Source organism: Thalassobacter sp. (assembly GCF_982993085.1).
On sequence record NZ_CEZFMW010000014.1, the window covers coordinates 1 to 21,231 of the forward strand.

Genomic DNA, 21,231 nt, shown 5'->3' on the forward strand with positions numbered 1-21,231 from the left:
CGCGCGCTCCTTAACGGTAAGCAATTTGTTTAACACCGGCCACGACCTCATCGGTGGTGATCAGCGCGAATTTCTCAAGGTTGGCCGCGTATGGCATCGGCACATCCTTGCCCGTCAGGCTCAGGACCGGCGCGTCGAGGTAGTCAAACGCGCGCTCCATGATGACGCTGGCCATATGGTTGGCGAGCGAGCCGACTGGGAAGCCTTCTTCCACAATCACGCAGCGGTTGGTTTTTTGCACCGAGGCGATGACCGCGTCATAATCGATGGGACGCAGGGTCCGCAGGTCGATCACGTCACATTCGATACCCTCTTCGGCCAGCTTTTCAGCGGCTTCAAGCGCGTAGGTCATTCCGATGCCCCAGCTGACGATCGTGGCGTCCGAGCCGGTGCGCCATGTGCGGGCTTTGCCGAAGGGGATGGTGAAGTCATCCATGTCCGGTACTTCGGACGATTTCCCGTAGAGGATCTCGTTCTCAAGGAAGATGACCGGATTGTTATCGCGAATGGCGGTCTTCATCAGGCCTTTGGCGTCCGCGGCTGAGTAGGGCATCACAACCTTGAGGCCGGGGATCGAGGCGTACCATGCCGCGTAATCCTGTGAGTGCTGTGCACCGACGCGGGCGGCCGCGCCATTGGGGCCACGGAACACCATGGGTGCCCCCATCTGACCGCCAGACATATACAGTGTCTTGGCTGCAGAGTTGATAATGTGGTCAATGGCTTGCATGGCGAAGTTAAACGTCATGAACTCGACGATGGGGCGCAGACCTGCAAAGGACGAGCCCGTCGCGATCCCGGCAAAGCCGTGCTCGGTGATCGGTGTGTCGATAACGCGGCGCGCGCCGAATTCGTCCAGCATACCTTGGCTGACCTTGTAGGCGCCTTGGTATTCCGCAACCTCTTCGCCCATCAAATAGACGGTGTCGTCGCGGCGCATTTCTTCGGCCATTGCGTCGCGGATCGCTTCGCGCACGGTCTGCGTTTTCATTGGCGTGCCCTCGGGGTAATCGGGGCTGCTGTCCACAACGGGGGCCACTGGTGCGGCGGCGGTGGCCGGCGCGGATGCGACAGGGGCCTCGGCTGCTGCGGGCGCTGCGGCGGCGGGTTCGGCGGGGGCGGACATGTCCTCACCGGCTTCACCGATGATGGCGATGGGGGTGTTCACTTTGACGCCCTCGGTGCCCTCAGCAATCAGCAGTTTGCCTACAACACCTTCGTCGATGGCTTCAAATTCCATCGTGGCTTTGTCGGTTTCGATCTCGGCGATAATATCGCCCGAGGCAACGGTGTCGCCCTCTTTTACCAGCCATTTGGCCAGTGTGCCCTCTTCCATGGTCGGCGAGAGAGCCGGCATCAGAATTTCAGTTGCCATTGGTAGTTCTCCTCAAATTCTGTCGGCTCAATCGGCGTAGATGTCGGTCCAGAGTTCTTCCAAAGCGGGCTCGGGGCTCGTCTTGGCGAATTCTGCGCTCTCGTTCACGATGGCTTTGATGTCTTTGTCGATTGCCTTTAGCTCGTCTTCGTTGGCGTGCTTGCCGGTCAGCAACATGTCACGAACTTGCTCGATGCAGTCGCGCTCTTCGCGCATCTTTTGCACCTCATCACGGGTCCGGTATTTGGCGGGATCCGACATGGAGTGGCCGCGATAGCGGTATGTTTTCATCTCAAGAATATAGGGGCCTTTGCCTGCGCGGCAGTGCGCGACGGCCTTTTCTCCAGCGGCTTTGACCGCAAGGACATCCATCCCGTCAACCGCTTCGCCAGGAATGCCAAAGCCAAGACCACGTGTGTAGATGTCTGGCGTCTTGGAGGCCCGCTGCACCGATGTACCCATGGCGTACTGGTTGTTTTCAATTACGAAAATGACGGGCAGCTCCCAGAGGGAAGCCATGTTGAAGGTCTCATAGACCTGACCTTGGTTCGCGGCTCCATCGCCAAAATAGGCGAACGATACGCGGTCATTCCCAAGGTACTTGTCCGCGAAAGCGAGGCCCGCACCGATGGGCACCTGCGCCCCCACGATACCGTGGCCACCATAGAAATGTTTCTCTTTCGAGAACATATGCATGGAGCCGCCTTTGCCCTTGGAATAGCCACCTTCGCGGCCCGTCAGTTCGGCCATAACGCCGTTTGGGTCCATGCCGCAGGCCAACATGTGGCCGTGATCACGGTAGGACGTGACGCGCTTGTCGCCTTCCTCTGCGGCGGCCTCTAGGCCAACCACAACGGCTTCTTGACCAATGTAGAGGTGGCAGAACCCCCCGATCAAACCCATGCCATACAACTGGCCTGCTTTTTCTTCAAAGCGGCGGATCAGAAGCATTTGACGGTAGTGCTCCATCAATTCTTCTGATGAAACGTTCGGTTTCTTCGCACTCTTAGCGCTTTTGGTGGCCATGTAAGGGTTCCTCCGGGCGAGCAATCGCGGATAGTTTAGTATTGAACTATCTTGTAATCGGCAACGGCGCGGCTGTCTACAGCACAGTTAATGCCGCGACAATCTGCTCGGAAACCCGCGTAAAGGGCGCTTAGGGGATGGTTTTATTGGATGACAATCTCATCCGCGCGCACAAGGCCCAGCACCTTGCGGGCGCGTTCGTCCAACAGATCCACGTCTAGATACTCGTCTGACATTCGCTTGGTCAGGTTTTCCATTGCAACAACGTCGGCCTCAAGCTGGTCGAACTCTTGCTGCAACTCGCTGCGCTGCGCCTCTAGCTCGATCCGCTCAAACAAGCCGTATTCACCCTGTACCGCGGCAAAGGTGAAGTACCCCGCAAGCGTCAAAACGCCAACGATGAAGAACAACGAAAACAGGGAACGGGTTCGATGGGGTCGTGCCATGGTGCGCCTCGAAGTGCGGCCTCTGGATGGGCCTTTGGTGCAGTATGGCAGAGCCCGGGGGATTTGTGAATCCCCCGTGGCCGGTATTTGCGGGCCTTCGCGCTTAGCCCGCGACGGAGGCTACGTAGATGCTGTCGATTGTAGCGGCGATTGTGCTGTTGAAAGCCTCATCGGATTGCTGCGCCGAAAGGCCCTCGGTCAACGCGCGAGAGAACGAGGCGATGACGCCCGTGTTCTGCGACAGGCGTGTGTTGGCTTCCTCGCGGGAATACCCGCCCGAAAGGGCCACGACACGCATGACGGCGGGATGATCGACCAGGGGCTGATACAGGTTCGCCTTTTCGGGCAGGGTCAGTTTTAGCATAACCTCTTGGCCCGCAGGTACCGTGTCCAGGTGTTTGGCGATTTCCGCCAGCAAGATATCCTCAGCTGCTGCTTTGTCGGCGATGGAGATCGTGACCTCGGGTTCGATGATCGGGATCAGGCCATGGGCCAGCACTTGGCGCGCGACCTCAAACTGTTGGGCGACAACTGCGGCGATGCCGACGGGGTTTGCCGCGTGAATGACCGACCGTTCTTTGGTCCCAAAGATCCCCTTGGCTGCCGCGCGGGTCAAAAGCGCGTCCAGATCGGGCATGGGCTTGAGCATTTGCGCGCCGTCGGCCTCATCCGCGAGTCCCTTGTCGATTTTGAGGAACGGAACAACGCCGTTGTCGTCCCACAGGGCTGCGGGGCTTGGCTTGCCGCCCATTTCGCGGTCCATGGTCATCTCAAACAAGATCGCGCCAACGACTTTTTCGCCAGAAAAAGCGGGTGCGTCCACGATGCGCGCGCGCATGGCGTGGATAAGGTCGAACATCTCCGCCTCGCTGGAATAGGCATCCTCTTCGATGCCATACAGGCGTAGGGCCTTGGGCGTCGAGCCGCCAGATTGGTCGAGGGCGGCAATAAATCCTTTACCGGTCCGGACTTGGTTGGCTTGTGTCTCGTTCATAGAAGCGGCCTTTCTGAATGTGTTAACACTGGCTTAGCTGCCTCAGAAAGGGACCGCAATTATGATCGCGCTAACGGTCGCGCATCAGCTTTGCAGTGCTGCAACCCCGGGGAGAGTTTTGCCCTCCATCCATTCAAGGAATGCGCCACCTGCGGTGGAGATGTAGGTAAAGTCCGCACCCGCGCCCGAGGTGTTGAGGGCCGCCACCGTATCGCCGCCGCCGGCCACGGAAATCAGGCCGCCATCGCGGGTCAGGCGCGCTGCGGCTTGGGCCGCGGCGTTGGTTGCTGTGTCAAAGGGCGGGATTTCAAAGGCACCGAGCGGGCCGTTCCAGATCAAGGTCTTGGAGGCTTCAAAGGCCGCGATGATTTGTGCGGTGGCGTCGGGCCCTGCATCTAGGATCATGGCGTCGGCGGGGCAGGCATCTGCAGGAACAACCTCACATTCTGCATTGGCCTCAAACGCGCGCGCGACCACAACATCCGAGGGCAGCAGGATGCGGCATCCGGCAACGCGGGCCGTTTCCAGGATTTGAATGGCGGTGTCGGTCATCTCATGCTCAGCAAGGGATTTGCCGACGTCGATGCCTTGGGCGGCCAGAAATGTGTTGGCCATGCCGCCGCCGATCACAAGCGTATCGACCCGGTGCACAAGGTTACCCAGAAGTTCCAACTTGGTTGAGACTTTGGCCCCGCCGACAACTGCCGTGACAGGGCGCTTGGGCGCGCCCAGAGCGGCCTCAAGCGCGCTGAGCTCAGCCTGCATCAAGCGCCCGGCACAGGAGGGCAGCAGCTTGGCCACACCTTCGGTAGATGCATGGGCACGGTGCGCGGCCGAGAAGGCATCATTGCAATAGATGTCGCCTAAGGAGGCCAGAAAGGCCGCCATTTCGGGGGCGTTTTCTGTTTCCAGCGGAGAAAATCGCGTGTTCTCGATCAGGGCAACGGCACCCTCGGGCAGCGCGTCTAGATCGGCACGCGAAGGCTTCTCAAAGAAGGTGATGGGGTGGCCCAACGCGGCTTCTAGCGCGGGGGCGACAAGCCGTAGGGACATGTCGGGATTGGGCTGGCCCTTGGGGCGACCAAAGTGCGCAAGCGTCACGGGACGCCCGCCTGCGGCAAGGATATCGCGCAAGGTCGGAAGGATACGTTGAATACGGGTGTCGTCAGTAACGCGCCCGTTTTCCATCGGCACGTTGATATCCACGCGGGTCAAGACCAGCTTGCCCGTCAAATCCATGTCGTCGAGTGTTTTCCAGCTCATTAGGTCTCTCCGCCAGTTCTGTTGCCGCCAGTTGCGTCTGGTGGATGAGTATTTTTGGAACAAAGGAGGAGCAAGGGGGCGATTTGCCCCTTTGCCATTTCTTTTTGCGCGGTTGGGCCGTTAAAGCAGTTTTCCCATGGCGGCAGCCGTGTCGAGCATCCGGTTCGAGAAGCCCCATTCGTTGTCATACCAGCTGAGGATGCGGACCATTGTGCCGTCCATGACCTTGGTCTGGTCGGTTGCGAAAATGGAGGAATGTGGGTCGTGGTTGAAATCCATCGACACGAGTTTGTCGTCGGTGGCCGCAAGGATGCCTTGGAGCGGGCCGTTTGCTGCGGCCGCTTTGAGGGCTTCGTTGATTTCCTCAACGGATGTTTCACGGGTTGCTTCGAACGTCAGATCAACGGCCGAGACATTGGGGGTGGGCACGCGGATCGCGACACCGTCGAGTTTGCCTGCCAGCTCGGGCAGCACAAGGCCCACGGCACGGGCAGCGCCAGTGGAGGTTGGGATCATCGACATGGCCGCGGCGCGCGCGCGGTAGAGATCCGAGTGCATGGTGTCGAGCGTTGGTTGATCGCCGGTGTAGCTGTGGATCGTGGTCATAAAGCCGCGTTTGATCCCGATAGCTTGGTGCAGCACATGTGCCACAGGGGCGAGGCAGTTTGTGGTGCAAGACGCGTTGGACACCACGATGTCTTGGGCCGTTAGGCTGGCGTGGTTCACGCCGTAGACAATTGTTTTGTCTGTGTCTTTGCCGGGTGCAGAGATCAGGACGCGGCGCGCGCCGGTGTCCAGATGTGCTTGGCACGCTTCGCGAGAAGTGAAGATGCCAGTACATTCTAACACGATATCAACATCGCCCCAGGGCAGGTCCGCAGGGTTGCGGATGGCAGTGACCTTGATCGGGCCGCGGCCCACGTCAATCGTGTCGTCCGTGGTTGTGACGGTCCCCGGAAAGCGACCATGGACAGAGTCAAAACGCAGCAAGTGGGCGTTCGTTTCCACGGGCCCAAGGTCATTGATGGCCACGACCTCTAGGTCGGTCCGACCCTGTTCCACTAACGCCCGCAAGACATTGCGTCCGATGCGGCCAAAGCCATTGATTGCCACGCGCACGGTCATACCCGGTCTCCGTTCTGAATTTCAGTTAATTTATGGTAGCGCTAACATGTTGAGGCCGAACGCGCAAGTCTGGGCGTTTCGACTGGTCGCTTATCGCCAGAATGCGATCCATGCGATGAGCTCCAAAAGCCGTTGACCTAGGAAAATAACCACTTGGGCGTCGTTTCGGAGCCAGTCAAATGCCAGCAAGCCGCAGAGTAGGGCGAAGAAAAACAGGGCAAAGCGGTTTGACATAGCGGCAGCTTGCCAGAGCGAGCATCCCGGGGAAAGTGCGCATGTACCACGCAGGGCAAGGTACAACGCAAAACCCCGCCGGTTGGGGCGGGGCTTTGGAGTATCTTATGGGATGCTTAGGTTAGATCAGGCGGCCCATTGCCGTGGCGACATCGGCCATCCGGCACGAAAAGCCCCACTCGTTATCGTACCATGCCAGCACGCGGACTTGGCGTCCGATGACCTTGGTCTGGTCGGGCGCAAAGATCGACGAATGCGTTGTGTGGTTAAAGTCGATCGAGACCTTGGGCTCAGGGTCGTAGGACAGCACGTGGCCCATGTGACCGGCGGCCGCCTCCGCGACGACGGCATTTACATCCGCAACAGTCACGTCCTTGGACGCGACAAAGGTCAGATCGACGGCCGAGACGTTTGGCGTTGGCACGCGCAATGCGGTGCCGTCGAGCTTGCCATTCAGGGCAGGGATGACTTCGCCGATGGCCTTGGCCGCACCGGTGGATGTTGGGATCATCGCCATAGCAGCGGCGCGGGCGCGATACAGGTCCTTGTGGCGGCGGTCCAGCGTTGGCTGGTCCCCGGTGTAGGAGTGGACGGTTGTCATGATGCCGCTTTCGATGCCGATGGCGTCATTCAACACCTTGGCAAGGGGCGCGAGGCAGTTCGTTGTGCACGATGCGTTCGACACCACGTGATGCGCGCTGTCCAATTCGCGGTGGTTCACACCGTAAACGATGGTTTTGTCGGCGTTCGTGGCGGGGGCGGATACCAAAACACGCTTGGCGCCGTGATCCATGTGGACGGCGGCTTTGTCACGGGCGTTGAACTGGCCGGAGCATTCCAAAACAACATCAACGCCGGACCAGTCCAGCTCGGTCGGGTCATAGGTCGACATCACTTCGATCGGACCACGGCCCAAATCCATTGTGTTCCCTTCAACCCGGATATCACCGGCGAAACGGCCATGGACACTGTCGTACTTCAGCAGGTGTGCATTGGTTTCGATCGGCCCTGTGGCGTTCATCTTGACCACGGCAATGTCATTACGCCCCGATTCAATGATGTGCGACAGCGTGCACCGTCCGATGCGTCCAAATCCGTTGATCCCGACAGTGATGGTCATCTTTCGCTCCAATTCTTAGCCGTGCAAGCCCCGTGCCCGTGGGTCCGATATACGGGAGCAAGCGCCTTTGACAAAGGGGGAAACGGTCGCAGTTTTCGGGTGTTAGCGGTAAATGTTGCCGTTAGCGGAAACTGATATCGCTATCATCGCGGAACTGTGCGGAAGTCGTGGTTAACCGGTGCGGATTGCGTAAGGAATTTCGTGCGTTACCCTGCGGTAACCTTAAAGGGAGATTCGCAAATGTCGGGCCTGTTGGCGCTATTGGATGATGTGGCCGGAATTGCAAAGATCGCAGCGGCTTCGGTGGATGACGTCATTGCGCAAGCGAGCAAGGCTGGCGCCAAGGCTGCGGGTGCTGTGATTGATGATGCGGCCGTGACGCCGAAATACGTGACTGGTTTCTCCGCAGAGCGGGAATTGCCTATCGTGTGGAAAATCGCGCGCGGCTCAATCCTGAACAAGCTTTTGATCCTGACGCCGGCGGCCCTGATTTTGTCAGTTTTTGCGCCGTGGCTGATCGCCCCTTTGTTGATGCTTGGCGGCGCCTATCTTTGCTTTGAGGGGGCTGAGAAAATCCTCAAGTGGCTCCGACCGGGGCACGTTGATCTGGACGCCAAAGGGGTCAAAGGTGACCCCGCGCATTTAGAAGAGCAAAAGGTGAAGGGCGCGATCAAGACGGACTTTATCCTTTCGGCTGAGATCATGACCATCGCGCTGTCGGCGTTGCCTGCGGAATCGGGCCTGGTGTTCAAGGGGGCCGCATTGGTGGTGGTTGCCATCGGGATCACGGCGTTGGTCTACGGCGCAGTTGCGATCATCGTAAAGGCGGATGACGTAGGGCTACACATGTCCGCGCGTGGCGGTGTTTCGGCGGCCATCGGGCGTGGGATCGTCAAGGGAATGCCCACCTTTATGAAGCTGTTGTTGGTGGTTGGCACTGCCGCAATGCTCTGGGTTGGTGGGTCAATTATTGTGCACGCTTGGGCCGAGATGGGATGGCACGGGCCTGAGCAGCTGATCGAAGATGCCGCCCACGCAATTGCCGCAGGCAGCGGCGGGCTGGAATGGACGGCGAAGGCGATTATGGACGGCGTGCTCGGCATCGTCCTTGGGTTCGCGCTGATCCCTGTGGTGGAAAAAACGATGACATCGATGGGGCGCGCGCACTAGAGCACGCCCCGTTTTTGGTCGGCTAACTGGTTAATGAGTGGTCTTTTGCTGGTGCGCCCTGCGCCTGCGCAGGACGGCAATGCCGCCAAGTCCGGCTAGTAACAATGGGGCTGACGCCGGGAGAGGCAGGGCCGCATAGGCCGCAGGTAGTGGATCAGGCGGTGCGTCGGCGAACGTGTATGTGATGGACAGGGTCGTAGAGAGTGCATCGCCGATGTAGCTGCGCGGACCTGACCAACCTGTGGCTTTGCCCACCAGACTACGTGTTCCGTTAAATTGGAGCGGCAAGTTGTCCCCGTTTTCAAGAGACAGCGATCTGACGATTTCGGCCATCGCATAGGCACTTGCCGATAGTGCACTGCGGCACTCTGTTCCCCACTTGGGGTCGATTATGACGTCGCCGCAAACTGTCGTGTTGCGATCCGTAGCCGTCATGGATTGTCCTCGAAAAGAAATCCTGATGTCTGCGTAGGCGCTTGCCGTCAGCAATGTGTATGAATTATCGGTATCTGTCCCGCCAATGGCACCGGTCATGCGGTAGTCAACGGCCGTAAGGAACCCCATGGCGGGGTCAAACATGGGGACAGATACGGTTTCAAATCCCCTGCTATTATAGGTAACCGTCCCCGCCTGTGCGTCCTCTGCGAAAAAAGAGAGGGCAAGGGCGGTCGTTAAAATAAGGTGTTTCATCGTTACTCGCAAAGTTTTGGTTAAAGCCTTATGGGGCGGTAAAAACTTAAATCGAGCAAGGGGTTTACTGGACCCTGAGGCATCAGGGCGCAGGAATGCTGGCCTGAGTGCAGGATACTTCATTGGAAAAAAGGCGCTCCGTTGGGAGCGCCTTTTGAGAATTACAGCAGGGATTTGACCTTGTCGGCGATCGCCTGTGGCGTGATCCCGAAGTGCTCATAAAGGACTTCGGCAGGGGCGGAGGCGCCGAAATCGTGCATGCCCACAAAGCCGGACTTTTCACGCTTGCCGCGCTCCCCGAACAACCAGCGATCCCAGCCGAACCGAATACCGGCCTCAACCGCGACCCGCACAGGGCCACCGGGCAGAACACGACGACGGTAGGCTTCGTCGGTTTCCTCAAACAGTTCCCAGCAGGGCATGGAAACCACACGTGTGCCGATGCCGTCTTGTTGCAGCAACTCACGAGCTTCCATTGCGATAGCGACTTCCGAGCCGGTCGCCATCAGGATCGCCATGCGCTTGCCTTCGGCGTCGGCCAGAACGTAGCCACCTTGGGCAACCTGGTTCTTGTTAGTGTGCGTCGTGCGCAAGGTCGGCACGTTTTGACGTGTCAGCGACAGCATCGCAGGCGTGGATTTGGACGTCAGCGCCAATTCCCATGCTTCTGCGGTTTCAACGGTGTCCGCGGGGCGGAACACGTTGAAGTTTGGCGTCGCGCGCATCATGGCCAGATGCTCAACAGGTTGGTGCGTAGGGCCGTCTTCGCCCAAACCGATGCTGTCGTGTGTCATAACGTATGTCGTGGGCACACCCATCAGGGCGGACAGGCGCATCGCGGGGCGCGCATAATCGGTAAAGCACATGAACGTTCCGCCATAAGCCCTTGCACCACCGTGCAACGCCATACCGTTCATCGCCGCGGCCATGCCGTGCTCACGGATGCCGTAATAGATATAGCGGCCCTTGCGGTTGCCCGGCTCAAACACGCCCATGTCACCGGTCAGCGTGTTGTTCGACCCGGTCAGGTCCGCGGATCCGCCGATGGTTTCTGCCATGATCGGGTTGATCGCCTTGAGCACCGTCTCTGAGGATTTGCGCGTCGCCATCGACGGCTGACCTTCGGAGATCTCACGCTTGAGGCGTTTGATTGTCGCGGACAGGCGCTTGGGCGCATCACCAGCTAGAGCGCGTTCAAATTCAGCGCGCTTGCTGGCACCAAGGGCGGCCAGACGGGCTTCCCATTCGGCACGCTCGGCGGCACCGCGGGCGCCAATGGCTTCCCACTCGGATTTGACGTCAGCAGGGATTTCAAAGGCGCCGTGATCCCAACCATAGGCGGCCTTGGCAGCCAGCAGTTGTTCGGCATTCGTCAGCGCGCCGTGACCTTTAGAGGTGTCCTGCGCTGCGTGACCCAGTGCGATATGGGTTTTGCAGGCGATCATGGTGGGCTTTTTGCCACCCTTCGCCTTAGCAATAGCCGCATCAATCGCTTCGGGGTCGTGGCCATCCACTTCCAGAACATCCCAGCCAGAGGCCAAGAAACGCTGTTTTTGGTCCGTTACGTCCGAAAGCTCGACCTTGCCGTCGATGGTGATGCCATTGTCATCCCAAAGCACGATCAGGTGCGACAGCTCCAGCTTACCTGCAAGGCCGATGGCCTCTTGGCTGACGCCTTCCATCAGGCACCCGTCGCCGGCGATCACGTATGTATAGTGATCAACGATCTTTTTGGTGTAGCGCGCGCGCTGGATTTCCTCGGCGATGGCCATGCCGACGGCTGTTGCGATGCCCTGACCCAAGGGGCCGGTTGTGGTTTCGATACCGGGGGCGTGGCCGTATTCGGGGTGACCTGCGGTGATCGCGCCCAACTGGCGGAAATTCTTGATCTGCTCCAGCGTCATCTCGGGGTAACCCGTGAGGTGCAGCAGCGAATACAGCAGCATCGAGCCGTGGCCTGCGGACAGCACGAACCGGTCCCGGTCGGGCCATGCTGGGTTGGCGGCATCAAACTTCATGTGACGCTCAAACAAAACCGTGGCCACGTCGGCCATGCCCATAGGCATCCCGGAGTGCCCCGAGTTGGCGGCAGCTACCGCATCAAGGGTCAGCGCGCGAATGGCGGTTGCGCGGCGCCAGTGGCCGGGGTTTGCGGTGCGCAGGGCGTTGAGGTCCATGAGGCGTCCTTTTTGAAGGGTATGGGATGTTTGCGCGCGTGATAGCAGGGATGGCCCCCGTTGCAAGCCACTCTTGGGTGCGGGCCGGGTGAAACGGCCCCCAAAGGCCCGTTTTGTGAGTTAGCCACAAGATATAGGGCCAAAATCGGCCTGTTCGCGGTCTATCGCTTTGACAATTGGGCTCGCGTGCGATTCCATAGGGCTCAGGTTTTTCTCACGTTTGAATGGATGGACCATGAGTGAAAATGATATGACCACGGACGCAGAGCGGCGGTTGACCGGCGCGCTGGACCGTCTGGAGGCCGCCTTGAGCGGGCCACAGTCGGCCGCAGCTTTGGCCGCTAGGCTGGCCGAAGAGCAGACTGTTACCTCTCAGTTGAGTGAGCGGATCACCGCGCTCAAGGATGAATTGTCTGAGGTGCAGGCCGCCGCAACGGAGATCGCGGCCCCAACCCAGGACCTGAGCCATGTTGTGGCAGAGCGTGACATCGAATTGTCTAACCTGCGGGCAACATTGGCCGAAGCGCAAAACGGTGTGAGCGCCGATATGGAGGCCCTGCGTGTCAGTCACGCGGCTGAATTGGCCGCCAAAGATGCGGAAATCGACCGTATTCACGTTCAAGCTGATGCGATGGGGGCCGCTGCGGCACCGATGGCTGCTGACCCCGGTGATTTGGCTGCCCTCGCAGAGTTGACCGAAGTGGTCGCCGCCTTGCGCGCAAGTGCGGCGCAAGGGGCTACGGATGCGGGTTTGATCAACCGCGCCCTTGAGGCAGAGGTTGAAGCGCTGCGCGTCGCGCGTCATGCGGATCTGGCCGAGATGCGGACCCTGTTGGCCGAGCTGGAACCCATGCTTGAGGAGAGCGCCAATGCCTGACGTCACAATTAACATTGGCGGGCGGTCGTTCATCGTGGCCTGTCAGCCCGGCGAAGAACCCTATTTGCAATCGGCCTCGGGCCTGTTGGACACCGAAGCCCAAAAGCTGTCGGCGGCTGGGGCGCGGCTCACCCAAGATCGTATGTTGTTGATGGCGGGTCTGATGTTGGCGGATAAGTCGATCTCGCTGCAAGAAGACGTCAAAAAGTTAGAGGCGCAGTTGGCCACGCAGCAAGGCGTGATCGAAGAGCTTCAGACGCCGCAAAATGTGGCTGTACCAGCCCCCGCGATCGACACGGGGCTGCAACAGCGGCTTGAGGATTTTGCAGGTCGGGCTGAGGCCTTGGCCGAGAAAGCCGAAGGCGTCGTCTAGAGCGTCTGGCTTAGGTTGGTGCGGCCCGCGGTAATCCACGGGCGCGCCGATAGGTTAGGGGCGCGGCCCAAACAAGGCGGCTACAAGCCGTTCGCCTTCGTCAGCGGGACTTGCGAGCACGCTGCGATCTTCACCGGGATAGAACCGTGCGCGCGAAGCCGTGGCGGTTGGCGCGGGCTCCAACAAATGCACCGATGGGGCCGATGGGGTCGTGGCCTCACGCTGCCAATGGCGCACGAGGGTGCGTGTGGCGGCTTTGGTCGCGGCATAGGCCCCCGAAAACGCGGCATCTGACGTATCATCCAGGAACACCGCATGGGCGTTGGGGGCGGCTGCCTGCAACAGCGGGTTCACGTATGTCATCAGGGTCGAGACAGCCTTGATGTTGTTGGCGATGCTTTTGTCCATGGCCTTTGCGTCGATCTGGGTGACCGGGGCGAGGGGAGGTGTGTGGATTGCGGTATGCACCCACAAAGGCAGGGCCCCCCACCGATCATGCACCGAGCGGCACAGGTGCTGCATCGCGCCGTCATTCGTAATGTCCATCGGCGCGAGCGTGGCGTCGCCACCTACTGCCTTGATCTTGTCATCCAGTTCTTCGAGCGCGCCAGTTGTCCGGGCGACAGCCATGATGTGCGTGCCGCGAGCCGCAAGAGCGATAGCAATGCCCGCCCCAAGACCGCGGGATGCGCCGGTGATCAGCGCGAGGGAAGGAGGAGTGTTTTGTTTCATGGCGGAGCATGTGGCACGCCCTGCGACGTCGTGCAAGGGCATGCGCGGTCAGCGTCGCTTGACTTCTGTGGTGCGAGCTTGGCATTACGTTTGAGAAATATGTGAACGGAGAGCCACGCATGACCCTTACCCAAGCCACACTGGGCCAAAACACACTTCTGAAACAGGCGCTTTTGGTGCTGGCGGGCTCCGCTATCATTGCGATCGCCGCCAAAGTGTCGGTGCCTTTGGGCGCGACCTCCATGACGCTGCAAACACTGGCCATTTTGGTCGTTGGATTGACCTTCGGCTCACGCCTTGGTGCGATCACACTTGTGGCCTATCTGGCGCAGGGCGCTGCTGGCCTGCCAATGTTCACACTGACAACGGCACCGGGCCTTGCAGCGTTTGTCGGCCCGTCGGCGGGCTTCCTCTTGGGGTTCGTGGCCATGGCATGGTTCGCGGGTTTTGTTGCTGAGCGCGGTGTCAAATCGGTGCTGGGTCTGTCGGCCGCGACACTAGTTGCATCGGCTCTGCTGTATGTGCCCGGTCTAGCGTGGCCTGCGCTGGTTGCTGGCGGTTTGGGTATTGAGGCCGGTTGGGTCGCCCCCACGATGGAAAACCTGCTGGGTTGGTTCATGCTGCCGTTTCTTGCTGGTGACGCGCTGAAAGCTGTTATCGCAGCACTGATCGTGTCTGGTGCGTGGACAGCGTTGGGCAAGAAATCTGCCTAATGCGCTAGGCATAACTTGATTTAGAAAAAGCCGCCCTTTGAGGCGGCTTTTTTATTGGATTGGATATGTATGGTTTGTGATTTCTGAGGTCACTGGGGCTTTGCCCCCGTCCTTCGGACGCCCCCAGGATATTTGAAAACCAAAGAGGGCGTTTATTCAGCCGCTGTTTTGAGTTGGAAGCCTTGGGCGAGTTTGTCGCGCGGGGCGACCGGGTATTCGCCGGAGAAACAGGCGTCGCAGTATTGGGGGGCGTTGGCGTCCCGGCCTTTTGCTTCACCCACTGCGCGGTAGAGACCGTCGAGAGAGATGAATTTGAGGCTGTCGACGCCGAGGTGCGTGCGCATTTCTTCTTCGGACATTGTCGCGGCGAGGAGTTTTTCGCGCTGGGGCGTATCAACGCCGTAGAAGCATGGCCATGCCGTCGGCGGGCTGGCGATGCGGAAGTGAACTTCAGCTGCGCCGGCATCGAGGATCATTTCCTTGATCTTGCGGGAGGTTGTGCCGCGCACCACGCTGTCGTCTACGAGGATGACGCGTTTGCCCCGGATCAGGGCACGGTTCACGTTTAGCTTGAGACGAACGCCGAGGTTGCGGACCTGTTCGCTGGGCTCAATAAACGTGCGACCCATGTACTGGTTGCGGATAATCCCCATCGCGTAGGGAATGCCGCTTTGCAAGCTAAAGCCGATTGCCGCCGGTGTGCCGCTGTCAGGTACGGGGCAGACCAGATCGGCCTCAACCGGGGCTTCTTTGGCCAATTCCCGGCCAATGTTTTCGCGGGTTTCATAGACGGACCGGCCGCCCAGAATGCTGTCGGGGCGCGAGAAATAGACATGTTCAAAGATGCAAAAGCGGGAGGGCTTTTGTTCGAACGGACGGTGTGATGTGACCTCACCCGTGGAGGAGATCACGACCATTTCACCGGGGTCGATTTCGCGTACAAACTCAGCGCCGATGATATCGAGGGCACAGGTTTCAGATGCCAGAGCGTAACCATCACCGATGCGGCCCAGAACCAGCGGGCGGACACCAAGCGCGTCGCGCACGCCGATCAGTTTGGTGCGAGTCATGGCCACGACGGAAAACGCGCCTTCAACCCGGCGCAGGGCGTCTTTCATCCGCTCGGGGATGTTTTTCTGAAGAGAGCGCGCCATCAGGTGGATGATGCACTCGCTGTCGCTTGAGCTTTGGAAGATCGAGCCACGCTCAATCAGTTCGCGGCGTAGCTCTTCGGCGTTCGTGATATTGCCATTATGAGCAATCGCGGCGCCACCCATGGCGAATTCGCCAAAAAAGGGCTGCACATCGCGGATTGCTGTCGCCCCTTTGGAGCCGGCGGTCGAGTAGCGCACGTGGCCGATGGCGATAGGCCCAGGCAGCGTGTCCATGACGGCTTGGCTGGTGAAATTATCGCGGACGTAGCCAAAGCGACGGGCGGAGTTGAAGCCATGTTCTGGATCGTGCACGACGATGCCGCCGGCCTCTTGGCCACGGTGTTGCAGCGCGTGTAGCCCGAGGGCCACGAAATTCGCGGCGGTGGACACGCCGTTCACCCCGAATATCCCGCATTCCTCTTTTAGCTTGTCGTCATCAAACGGCGTCTCGCGCCAGGCGGTTTGGGGCAGGGGAGAGTCGGTCATGGGGTGTCCTTGATCCGGCGTGGTCATCTGCGTGGGGGTTTAGGGCTTTGCCTCGGGGTTGTCACGCCTTCAAGAGGCTTTGTGCGACATTAGTTACCCGTGGGGGCCGGTTGCAGCGGATCTTCGGTCGGACTACAGGCACCGACGAGCTGTTGGTAGCGTTCCAAAATCCAACCCGGAGCGTCAGATGGAATCTGTGCCTCAACCTGCTGTTGGACCCGCTCAAAAATCGCAGCAGAGCGGCTGTCATCCACCATGGGGATTGCGCCATCCGTTGTGACACGGTCCACCACGATAAAGGCCACGGTCACCAAAAGGGCGCCGCGCAGGACGCCGAACAAAAAGCCGAGGCCCTTGTCGGTCGCCCCAAGGACCGAATTGCGGATCGCGGAGGAAAACAGCGGCGTAAATATCGACGTGGCCACAAGCGACACAGCAAACACCACGGCAAAGGCCGCGATGATCGCCAATTCACAGCTTTCGCCGATGAAATCACCCACATAGGGGATTTCGCGGATCAGAGGCTCGGCTGCGCCGGCAAACGTAAACGCAAGGAAAGCCGCCGCGATCCAGCCGACGATCGCCATGCCTTCACGGACCAAGCCACGCGAAAAGGCCAAAATCGCCGAGATGACAATTACGGCCGCTACGCCCGCGTCAATAATGGTAAAGCCGTCCATGCATCCCGCTCCGTCTGTCGCGTTTAGCCCGCGCCAAACACTTCGCCCACCAGAGTGATCAGATCAGGCTGCAAATTGATCTGCAGGTCGTCTGAATTTCCGGTCTTGCACCCCGTTGGTGCGATTGCGGCTGTGAAACCAAGTTTTGCAGCTTCTTTCAACCGATTTTCGGCCTGCGAGACGGGGCGCAGCGCACCAGACAGGCTGAGTTCCCCAAAAACCACAGTTGTGGGCGGTAATGCGGCATCTTCGCGGGCAGAAAGCAGCGCACATGCGACGGCAAGGTCCGCGGCGGGTTCCGAGATTTTGATGCCGCCTGCGATGTTGAGGTAAACATCAAGCCCTGCGAAGGAAATGCCGGCGCGGGCTTCTAGCACGGCGAGGATCATGCTAAGCCGAGACCCATCCCACCCAACGACCGCGCGGCGCGGTTGGCTCAATTGGCTTGGCGCCACAAGGGCTTGGACCTCAACCAAGACGGGCCGGGTGCCTTCGATGCCTGCAAAGACCACCGATCCGGGGGCAGGTGCATCGCGGTCCGTCAGGAACAGGGCCGAGGGGTTTGACACTTCGGACAGGCCTGCGCCGGTCATCTCAAATACGCCGATCTCATCCGCGGGGCCAAAACGGTTTTTGACAGCACGCAGGATGCGGAATTGGTGACCGCGCTCGCCCTCAAAATAAAGGACGGTGTCGACCATGTGTTCAACGACGCGCGGACCCGCGATTTGACCCTCTTTGGTGACGTGGCCGACCAGCACGACTGCTGTGCCGAACCGTTTGGCGAAACTGGTCAATTCATGGGCTGAGGCGCGCACTTGGCTGACAGAGCCCGGCGCGCTGTCGACGGTGTCGAGCCAAACGGTTTGGACCGAGTCGATGATCGCAAGGTCGGGCTTTTCTGCCTCTAGCGTGGTAAGGATGTTGCGCAAATTGGTCTCAGCGGCCAGTTGGACCGAGGCATCCGCCAGCCCAAGACGCTGCGCGCGCATGCGGACCTGTGCGGTGGCTTCTTCGCCCGAGACATAGATCACCTTTAGCCCTTTGCGGGCGAAACTTGCGGCGGCTTGCAGCAAAAGGGTGGATTTCCCAATGCCCGGATCCCCCCCCACCAAGGTAGCCGATGCGTTTACAAGGCCCCCACCAAACACACGGTCCAGTTCAGCCATGCCAGAGTATTGCCGGGGCGGTGGGGTTTCCTCGGTCGCGAGATCGGTTAAGGCCATTTTACTGCCCTTAAGCCCACCTAAAGCCTTTTTGCCCGGCCCTTGGCTGAGTGGCACGTCTTCTTTGATGGTGTTCCATGCGCCGCATCCATCGCAGCGCCCGGACCATTTTTTATGTGTCGCGCCGCATTCGGAGCAAGAATAGGAGGTAATTGGTTTTGCCATGTTCTCGCTTTAGTCCAATTTTGCGGCATTGAGAAGCCGTGATGTGAAAATCGACACCGCAAGGCTGAGAAGAACGCAGAATGTGAAAAGCCACAGGCCCCACGCGGTTTCGACCCTGCCAATGCCGATGCCTTTGACAATCACGATATAGAGCGAAATCAGGAAGATATCGGCCATGGCGAGCTTGCCGAGCCACGTCAAAGCGGGCAGCGCGCGGGTTGCGAGCAGCCCGAAATGTACCAGCGCAAGTGCGATTGTTTTGGCGTAGGGCGCAAAAATCGCAAGTGTGGTGACAAGCAGGGCAAGGACCGGGTCGCTTTGCCACAAAGCCTGTAGGCCGGATATGATCGAGATTTCGCTTAGGCTGAACAATGGCAAAATGCCTGCGCGCAGCAACGGCGCGAACCATGCGATGGGAAAGAGTATCAGGAGGGTGAAATTTAACGCCTTGAGAATACCCATTAACGTACCGCGTCGATGGGGCCCTCAGCGCGACCATGGATGAACTGCTGCAAATACGGATCGTCTGCGGTGTCCATTTCCGACACGGGACCGTGCCATTGGATCACGCCATCATGCAGCATCGCGACGCTATCGGCGATGGCCCGAACCGACGTCATGTCGTGGGTGATGGTCATGGCGGTGGCGCCCATTTCGACCACGATTTCACGGATCAGCTCATTGATCACGCCGGACATGATCGGGTCTAGCCCGGTCGTGGGCTCATCAAAAAAGATGATCTCAGGCTCAGCCGCGATGGCGCGAGCGAGGCCGACACGCTTTTGCATGCCACCCGACAGTTCCGCAGGAAACCTGTCTGCCACATCCGGCTTCAGCCCCACGCGCCGCAGTTTTTCGATGGCGATGTCGCGGGCCTCATCCTTGGGGCGTTTCAATGACCCACGCAGCAGGCGAAAGGCCACGTTTTGCCAAATAGGAAGGCTGTCAAACAGCGCCCCCCCTTGGAATAGCATCCCAAACCGGGCCAAAAACGCATCGCGATCACCGTTGCTGATGTTTTTGCCGTCAACGGTGATTGTGCCGTGTTCGGGTGTTACGAGGCAGAGCACGGATTTGATCGTGATCGATTTCCCGGTGCCCGATCCGCCAATGATCACAAGGCTTTCACCCTTGGCGACCGACAGGTTTACCCCGCGCAGAACCGCGTTTGTGCCAAAGGTTTTGTGGACGTTGTCGAGGGTGATCATGGGCGTGCTCATGCGGAGAAAAACACTTCTGTGAGGACGTAGTTCGACGCAAGGATCATCACCGAAGCCGATACCACGGCGTTGGTGGTGGCCCGGCCCACGCCCTGTGCACCCCGGCCTGAATTCATGCCGTGATAGCAGCCCATGAGGGCGACGATAAAGCCAAAGACTGCGCCTTTTACGAGGCCAGAGGCCACATCCCAAAATTCAAGAAAGTCAACAGTATTAGATAGGTAAACGGCACCGTTAAAGTCGAGCCGTGTGACGCCGACGACATATCCGCCCATGATGCCGATCACATCACCCACCGCGACCAAAACCGGCAGTGACAGCGTCGCGGCTAGAACCCGCGGCACGGTCAGGTACTTCATAGGGTGCGTAGAAAGGGTCACGAGGGCGTCGATCTGTTCGGTCACTTTCATTGTGCCGACTTCTGCCGCGACCGAGGCCGCAACCCGGCCCGCGACCATCAAGCCACCCAAAACCGGGCCCAATTCGCGGACCATTCCAATCGCGACGATGGAGGGCACGACCGCCTCCGCATTGAACCGTGCGCCGCCTGCATAGATCTGAAGCGCCAGCGCGCCGCCAGTGAAAAGTGCGGTGAGACCCACGACCGGAAGGGACAAATATCCAATATAAAGAAGCGCGTGTCCGAACTCCTTAATGTAGAATGGTGGGCGCACAAGATGGCTGATCGTGTCCATCGCAAATAGCGTGATCCGTCCGATCAACGCCAGCAGGGACAATGTACCCCGGCCTAACGCCGCGATGGGGGGCAAAAGCGCGGTCATACGACGCCACCGGCGTAGGCGCGGGTGTAGCGCGCCCCAAGGCTGGTCAGGACTTCGTAGCCAATGGTGCCCGCGACGTCCGCGAGGGCATCAACCCCTTGGTGCGGCCCGATCAAGGTCAGCTCGGACGGGTCGCGTTCAAGGTGCGTGATGTCAACGGTCAACAAATCCATCGACACGCGGCCTGCCAATTGGCAGGGAATTGCACCGTCAAACAGCATGGCCTTGCCCGACAGTGCGCGCAAGATGCCGTCGGCGTATCCGCCCTGAACAGTGGCGATGCGCCCGGGGCCGGGGGCGGTCCAACTGTTGGCGTAGCCGACGGTTTCGCCCTTTTTAACATCGCGGCATTGGATCACGGGCAGGGACAGCGTGACAACCGGCGTGGCCTCAGTGAAAGGGGCACCACCATAAAGGCCAATGCCCGGCCGGGTCATGTCAAAGTGATACTCAGGGCCGAGCAGAATGCCACCCGTCGCACTTAGCGCGCGCGGCACCGCGATGCCGTCGGTCATATGATGGAAGGCCGCAAGTTGCTGCGCGTTCATCGGGTGGCTGGGTTCGTCGGCGCAGGCGAGATGGGACATCACAAGGCTAGGCCCGGCGCGCAAGGCAAGCTCGGCGCAGGCGGCCCAATCGTCAATTTCCATCCCGAGGCGGTTCATGCCGGTGTCCAGTTGGATCGCGAAATCACGGCCCGGCGCGGCCTCTAGGTGATGGGTCAACTGCTCTATGCTGTTGATCACAGGGGACAAAGCCGCACCGACCAGTTTTTTGGAGCTGCCGGGGCTGTGGCCACCCAGAACATAGATGCGAGGGCCAGTGCCGAGGACGTGGCGTAGGGCGACGCCCTCATCCACAGTGGCGACAAAGAACGTGCGCACACCGCTGGCCGCAAGTTTTGGGGCGATCTGAGCGATATCGAGACCGTAGGCATTGGCCTTTACGACGGCAGATGTTTCCGTGCTTGCGCCCGAAGCGGTGTCGAGGGCGCGCCAATTGGCGACGATGGCATCAAGGTCGATTGAGAGTTCTGCGTTGGACATACCGCTCGTGGTGCGGAAAATGTGCTGTAACGTCAAGGGGGCAGGTGGAAAAGGCGGGCGGACGACTTCGAGCAGGCGCAAGCCTGCCACTCTGCCGTCCGCGCAGGACCCTTTGGGCCCTTGCGGCGCGACGCGGCGTTCTTTGTCATATGGGCAA

General features: G+C 59.6%; 21 protein-coding genes. 4 read left to right on the forward strand and 17 right to left on the reverse strand.

Translation table 11 applies throughout. The features are described from left to right. Positions 1–10: 10 nt before the first annotated feature. The 7 genes from AC4GMC_RS03935 to gap (AC4GMC_RS03965) form a co-directional block, all read right to left on the reverse strand. A complete protein-coding gene (locus tag AC4GMC_RS03935; protein WP_487876853.1) occupies positions 11–1,375 on the reverse strand; it encodes a pyruvate dehydrogenase complex E1 component subunit beta in 1,365 nt (454 codons plus the stop codon). 27 nt (positions 1,376–1,402) lie between these two features. After that, complete coding sequence (gene pdhA, locus AC4GMC_RS03940; RefSeq protein WP_487879188.1) at positions 1,403–2,401, reverse strand: pyruvate dehydrogenase (acetyl-transferring) E1 component subunit alpha; 999 nt, start codon at positions 2,399–2,401, stop codon at positions 1,403–1,405. Between the two features lie 143 nt (positions 2,402–2,544). Then, positions 2,545–2,847 carry an FtsB family cell division protein gene (locus AC4GMC_RS03945; RefSeq protein WP_487877391.1) on the reverse strand — a complete coding sequence of 101 codons (303 nt, stop codon included), beginning with the start codon at positions 2,845–2,847 and terminating at the stop codon, positions 2,545–2,547. Between the two features lie 103 nt (positions 2,848–2,950). Continuing rightward, positions 2,951–3,841 (reverse strand): fructose bisphosphate aldolase, encoded by an 891-nt coding sequence (locus tag AC4GMC_RS03950; RefSeq protein ID WP_487877390.1) that lies wholly within the window; start codon positions 3,839–3,841, stop codon positions 2,951–2,953. Positions 3,842–3,925: 84 nt separating this feature from the next. Further along, positions 3,926–5,104: a phosphoglycerate kinase gene (locus AC4GMC_RS03955; RefSeq protein WP_487877389.1), complete on the reverse strand. Its 1,179-nt coding sequence runs from the start codon at positions 5,102–5,104 to the stop codon at positions 3,926–3,928. A gap of 120 nt (positions 5,105–5,224) precedes the next feature. Continuing rightward, the gene (gene gap, locus AC4GMC_RS03960; RefSeq protein ID WP_487877388.1) at positions 5,225–6,229 is read right to left on the reverse strand and encodes a type I glyceraldehyde-3-phosphate dehydrogenase; all 1,005 of its coding nucleotides are present in this window, start codon (positions 6,227–6,229) and stop codon (positions 5,225–5,227) included. 355 nt (positions 6,230–6,584) lie between these two features. Next, positions 6,585–7,583: a type I glyceraldehyde-3-phosphate dehydrogenase gene (gene gap, locus AC4GMC_RS03965; protein ID WP_487877387.1), complete on the reverse strand. Its 999-nt coding sequence runs from the start codon at positions 7,581–7,583 to the stop codon at positions 6,585–6,587. Between the two features lie 240 nt (positions 7,584–7,823). Between gap (AC4GMC_RS03965) and AC4GMC_RS03970 the strand changes: the two genes are divergently transcribed. Then, positions 7,824–8,753: a DUF808 domain-containing protein gene (locus AC4GMC_RS03970; protein WP_487877386.1), complete on the forward strand. Its 930-nt coding sequence runs from the start codon at positions 7,824–7,826 to the stop codon at positions 8,751–8,753. Positions 8,754–8,783: 30 nt separating this feature from the next. Here the strand turns inward: AC4GMC_RS03970 and AC4GMC_RS03975 are convergent, their stop codons facing one another. Continuing rightward, positions 8,784–9,443 (reverse strand): VPLPA-CTERM sorting domain-containing protein, encoded by a 660-nt coding sequence (locus tag AC4GMC_RS03975; protein ID WP_487877385.1) that lies wholly within the window; start codon positions 9,441–9,443, stop codon positions 8,784–8,786. A gap of 161 nt (positions 9,444–9,604) precedes the next feature. Continuing rightward, on the reverse strand, positions 9,605–11,620 hold the full coding sequence (tkt, locus tag AC4GMC_RS03980) for a transketolase (RefSeq protein ID WP_487879187.1): 2,016 nt from the start codon (positions 11,618–11,620) through the stop codon (positions 9,605–9,607). A gap of 235 nt (positions 11,621–11,855) precedes the next feature. On the opposite strand from tkt, the gene AC4GMC_RS03985 reads away from it, so the two are divergent. Both AC4GMC_RS03985 and AC4GMC_RS03990 read left to right on the forward strand, forming a co-directional pair. After that, a complete protein-coding gene (locus AC4GMC_RS03985) occupies positions 11,856–12,497 on the forward strand; it encodes a hypothetical protein (RefSeq protein WP_487879186.1) in 642 nt (213 codons plus the stop codon). Next, the gene (locus AC4GMC_RS03990) at positions 12,490–12,870 is read left to right on the forward strand and encodes a cell division protein ZapA (RefSeq protein WP_487878210.1); all 381 of its coding nucleotides are present in this window, start codon (positions 12,490–12,492) and stop codon (positions 12,868–12,870) included. The genes AC4GMC_RS03985 and AC4GMC_RS03990 overlap by 8 nt, the downstream gene beginning before the upstream one ends. 54 nt (positions 12,871–12,924) lie before the next feature. Here the strand turns inward: AC4GMC_RS03990 and AC4GMC_RS03995 are convergent, their stop codons facing one another. Continuing rightward, positions 12,925–13,602 carry an SDR family NAD(P)-dependent oxidoreductase gene (locus AC4GMC_RS03995; protein ID WP_487878211.1) on the reverse strand — a complete coding sequence of 226 codons (678 nt, stop codon included), beginning with the start codon at positions 13,600–13,602 and terminating at the stop codon, positions 12,925–12,927. A 119-nt stretch (positions 13,603–13,721) separates the two neighbouring features. Here AC4GMC_RS03995 and AC4GMC_RS04000 point away from each other — a divergent pair, with 119 nt between their 5' ends. Then, positions 13,722–14,315, forward strand: coding sequence for a biotin transporter BioY (locus AC4GMC_RS04000; protein WP_487878212.1), 594 nt, complete (start codon positions 13,722–13,724; stop codon positions 14,313–14,315). A gap of 152 nt (positions 14,316–14,467) precedes the next feature. Here the strand turns inward: AC4GMC_RS04000 and purF are convergent, their stop codons facing one another. From purF to alr, 7 genes are all read right to left on the reverse strand, one after another. Beyond that, on the reverse strand, positions 14,468–15,955 hold the full coding sequence (gene purF, locus AC4GMC_RS04005; protein ID WP_487878213.1) for an amidophosphoribosyltransferase: 1,488 nt from the start codon (positions 15,953–15,955) through the stop codon (positions 14,468–14,470). A gap of 89 nt (positions 15,956–16,044) precedes the next feature. Continuing rightward, positions 16,045–16,635, reverse strand: a complete 591-nt coding sequence (locus AC4GMC_RS04010; protein ID WP_487878214.1) for a CvpA family protein — start codon at positions 16,633–16,635, stop codon at positions 16,045–16,047. Positions 16,636–16,658: 23 nt separating this feature from the next. Then, entirely contained in the window at positions 16,659–18,026 is a 1,368-nt protein-coding gene (gene radA, locus AC4GMC_RS04015) for a DNA repair protein RadA (RefSeq protein ID WP_487880444.1), read from the reverse strand. A gap of 9 nt (positions 18,027–18,035) precedes the next feature. Further along, positions 18,036–18,482: a paraquat-inducible protein A gene (locus tag AC4GMC_RS04020; protein WP_487877187.1), complete on the reverse strand. Its 447-nt coding sequence runs from the start codon at positions 18,480–18,482 to the stop codon at positions 18,036–18,038. Positions 18,483–18,487: 5 nt separating this feature from the next. Continuing rightward, positions 18,488–19,234 carry an ABC transporter ATP-binding protein gene (locus tag AC4GMC_RS04025; RefSeq protein WP_487877180.1) on the reverse strand — a complete coding sequence of 249 codons (747 nt, stop codon included), beginning with the start codon at positions 19,232–19,234 and terminating at the stop codon, positions 18,488–18,490. 8 nt (positions 19,235–19,242) lie between these two features. Then, positions 19,243–20,028 (reverse strand): MlaE family ABC transporter permease, encoded by a 786-nt coding sequence (locus AC4GMC_RS04030; RefSeq protein ID WP_487877181.1) that lies wholly within the window; start codon positions 20,026–20,028, stop codon positions 19,243–19,245. Next, positions 20,025–21,074: an alanine racemase gene (gene alr / locus AC4GMC_RS04035; protein WP_487877188.1), complete on the reverse strand. Its 1,050-nt coding sequence runs from the start codon at positions 21,072–21,074 to the stop codon at positions 20,025–20,027. The genes AC4GMC_RS04030 and alr overlap by 4 nt, the downstream gene beginning before the upstream one ends. Positions 21,075–21,231: the final 157 nt, after the last annotated feature.

Excerpts from the sequence above, each read along its gene's own strand:
- purF (WP_487878213.1), bottom strand. The coding sequence starts at position 15,955 with ATGACCGACTCTCCCCTGCCCCAAACCGCCTGGCGCGAGACGCCGTTT.
- AC4GMC_RS04000 (WP_487878212.1), top strand. The coding sequence starts at position 13,722 with ATGACCCTTACCCAAGCCACACTGGGCCAAAACACACTTCTGAAACAG.
- AC4GMC_RS04030 (WP_487877181.1), bottom strand. The coding sequence starts at position 20,028 with ATGACCGCGCTTTTGCCCCCCATCGCGGCGTTAGGCCGGGGTACATTG.
- radA (WP_487880444.1), bottom strand. The coding sequence starts at position 18,026 with ATGGCAAAACCAATTACCTCCTATTCTTGCTCCGAATGCGGCGCGACA.
- AC4GMC_RS03995 (WP_487878211.1), bottom strand. The coding sequence starts at position 13,602 with ATGAAACAAAACACTCCTCCTTCCCTCGCGCTGATCACCGGCGCATCC.
- AC4GMC_RS03970 (WP_487877386.1), top strand. The coding sequence starts at position 7,824 with ATGTCGGGCCTGTTGGCGCTATTGGATGATGTGGCCGGAATTGCAAAG.
- AC4GMC_RS03985 (WP_487879186.1), top strand. The coding sequence starts at position 11,856 with ATGAGTGAAAATGATATGACCACGGACGCAGAGCGGCGGTTGACCGGC.
- alr (WP_487877188.1), bottom strand. The coding sequence starts at position 21,074 with ATGTCCAACGCAGAACTCTCAATCGACCTTGATGCCATCGTCGCCAAT.
- AC4GMC_RS03990 (WP_487878210.1), top strand. The coding sequence starts at position 12,490 with ATGCCTGACGTCACAATTAACATTGGCGGGCGGTCGTTCATCGTGGCC.
- AC4GMC_RS04010 (WP_487878214.1), bottom strand. The coding sequence starts at position 16,635 with ATGGACGGCTTTACCATTATTGACGCGGGCGTAGCGGCCGTAATTGTC.
- AC4GMC_RS03950 (WP_487877390.1), bottom strand. The coding sequence starts at position 3,841 with ATGAACGAGACACAAGCCAACCAAGTCCGGACCGGTAAAGGATTTATT.
- AC4GMC_RS03935 (WP_487876853.1), bottom strand. The coding sequence starts at position 1,375 with ATGGCAACTGAAATTCTGATGCCGGCTCTCTCGCCGACCATGGAAGAG.
- AC4GMC_RS04025 (WP_487877180.1), bottom strand. The coding sequence starts at position 19,234 with ATGATCACCCTCGACAACGTCCACAAAACCTTTGGCACAAACGCGGTT.
- pdhA (WP_487879188.1), bottom strand. The coding sequence starts at position 2,401 with ATGGCCACCAAAAGCGCTAAGAGTGCGAAGAAACCGAACGTTTCATCA.
- gap (WP_487877388.1), bottom strand. The coding sequence starts at position 6,229 with ATGACCGTGCGCGTGGCAATCAATGGCTTTGGCCGCATCGGACGCAAT.
- tkt (WP_487879187.1), bottom strand. The coding sequence starts at position 11,620 with ATGGACCTCAACGCCCTGCGCACCGCAAACCCCGGCCACTGGCGCCGC.
- AC4GMC_RS03975 (WP_487877385.1), bottom strand. The coding sequence starts at position 9,443 with ATGAAACACCTTATTTTAACGACCGCCCTTGCCCTCTCTTTTTTCGCA.
- gap (WP_487877387.1), bottom strand. The coding sequence starts at position 7,583 with ATGACCATCACTGTCGGGATCAACGGATTTGGACGCATCGGACGGTGC.
- AC4GMC_RS03945 (WP_487877391.1), bottom strand. The coding sequence starts at position 2,847 with ATGGCACGACCCCATCGAACCCGTTCCCTGTTTTCGTTGTTCTTCATC.
- AC4GMC_RS03955 (WP_487877389.1), bottom strand. The coding sequence starts at position 5,104 with ATGAGCTGGAAAACACTCGACGACATGGATTTGACGGGCAAGCTGGTC.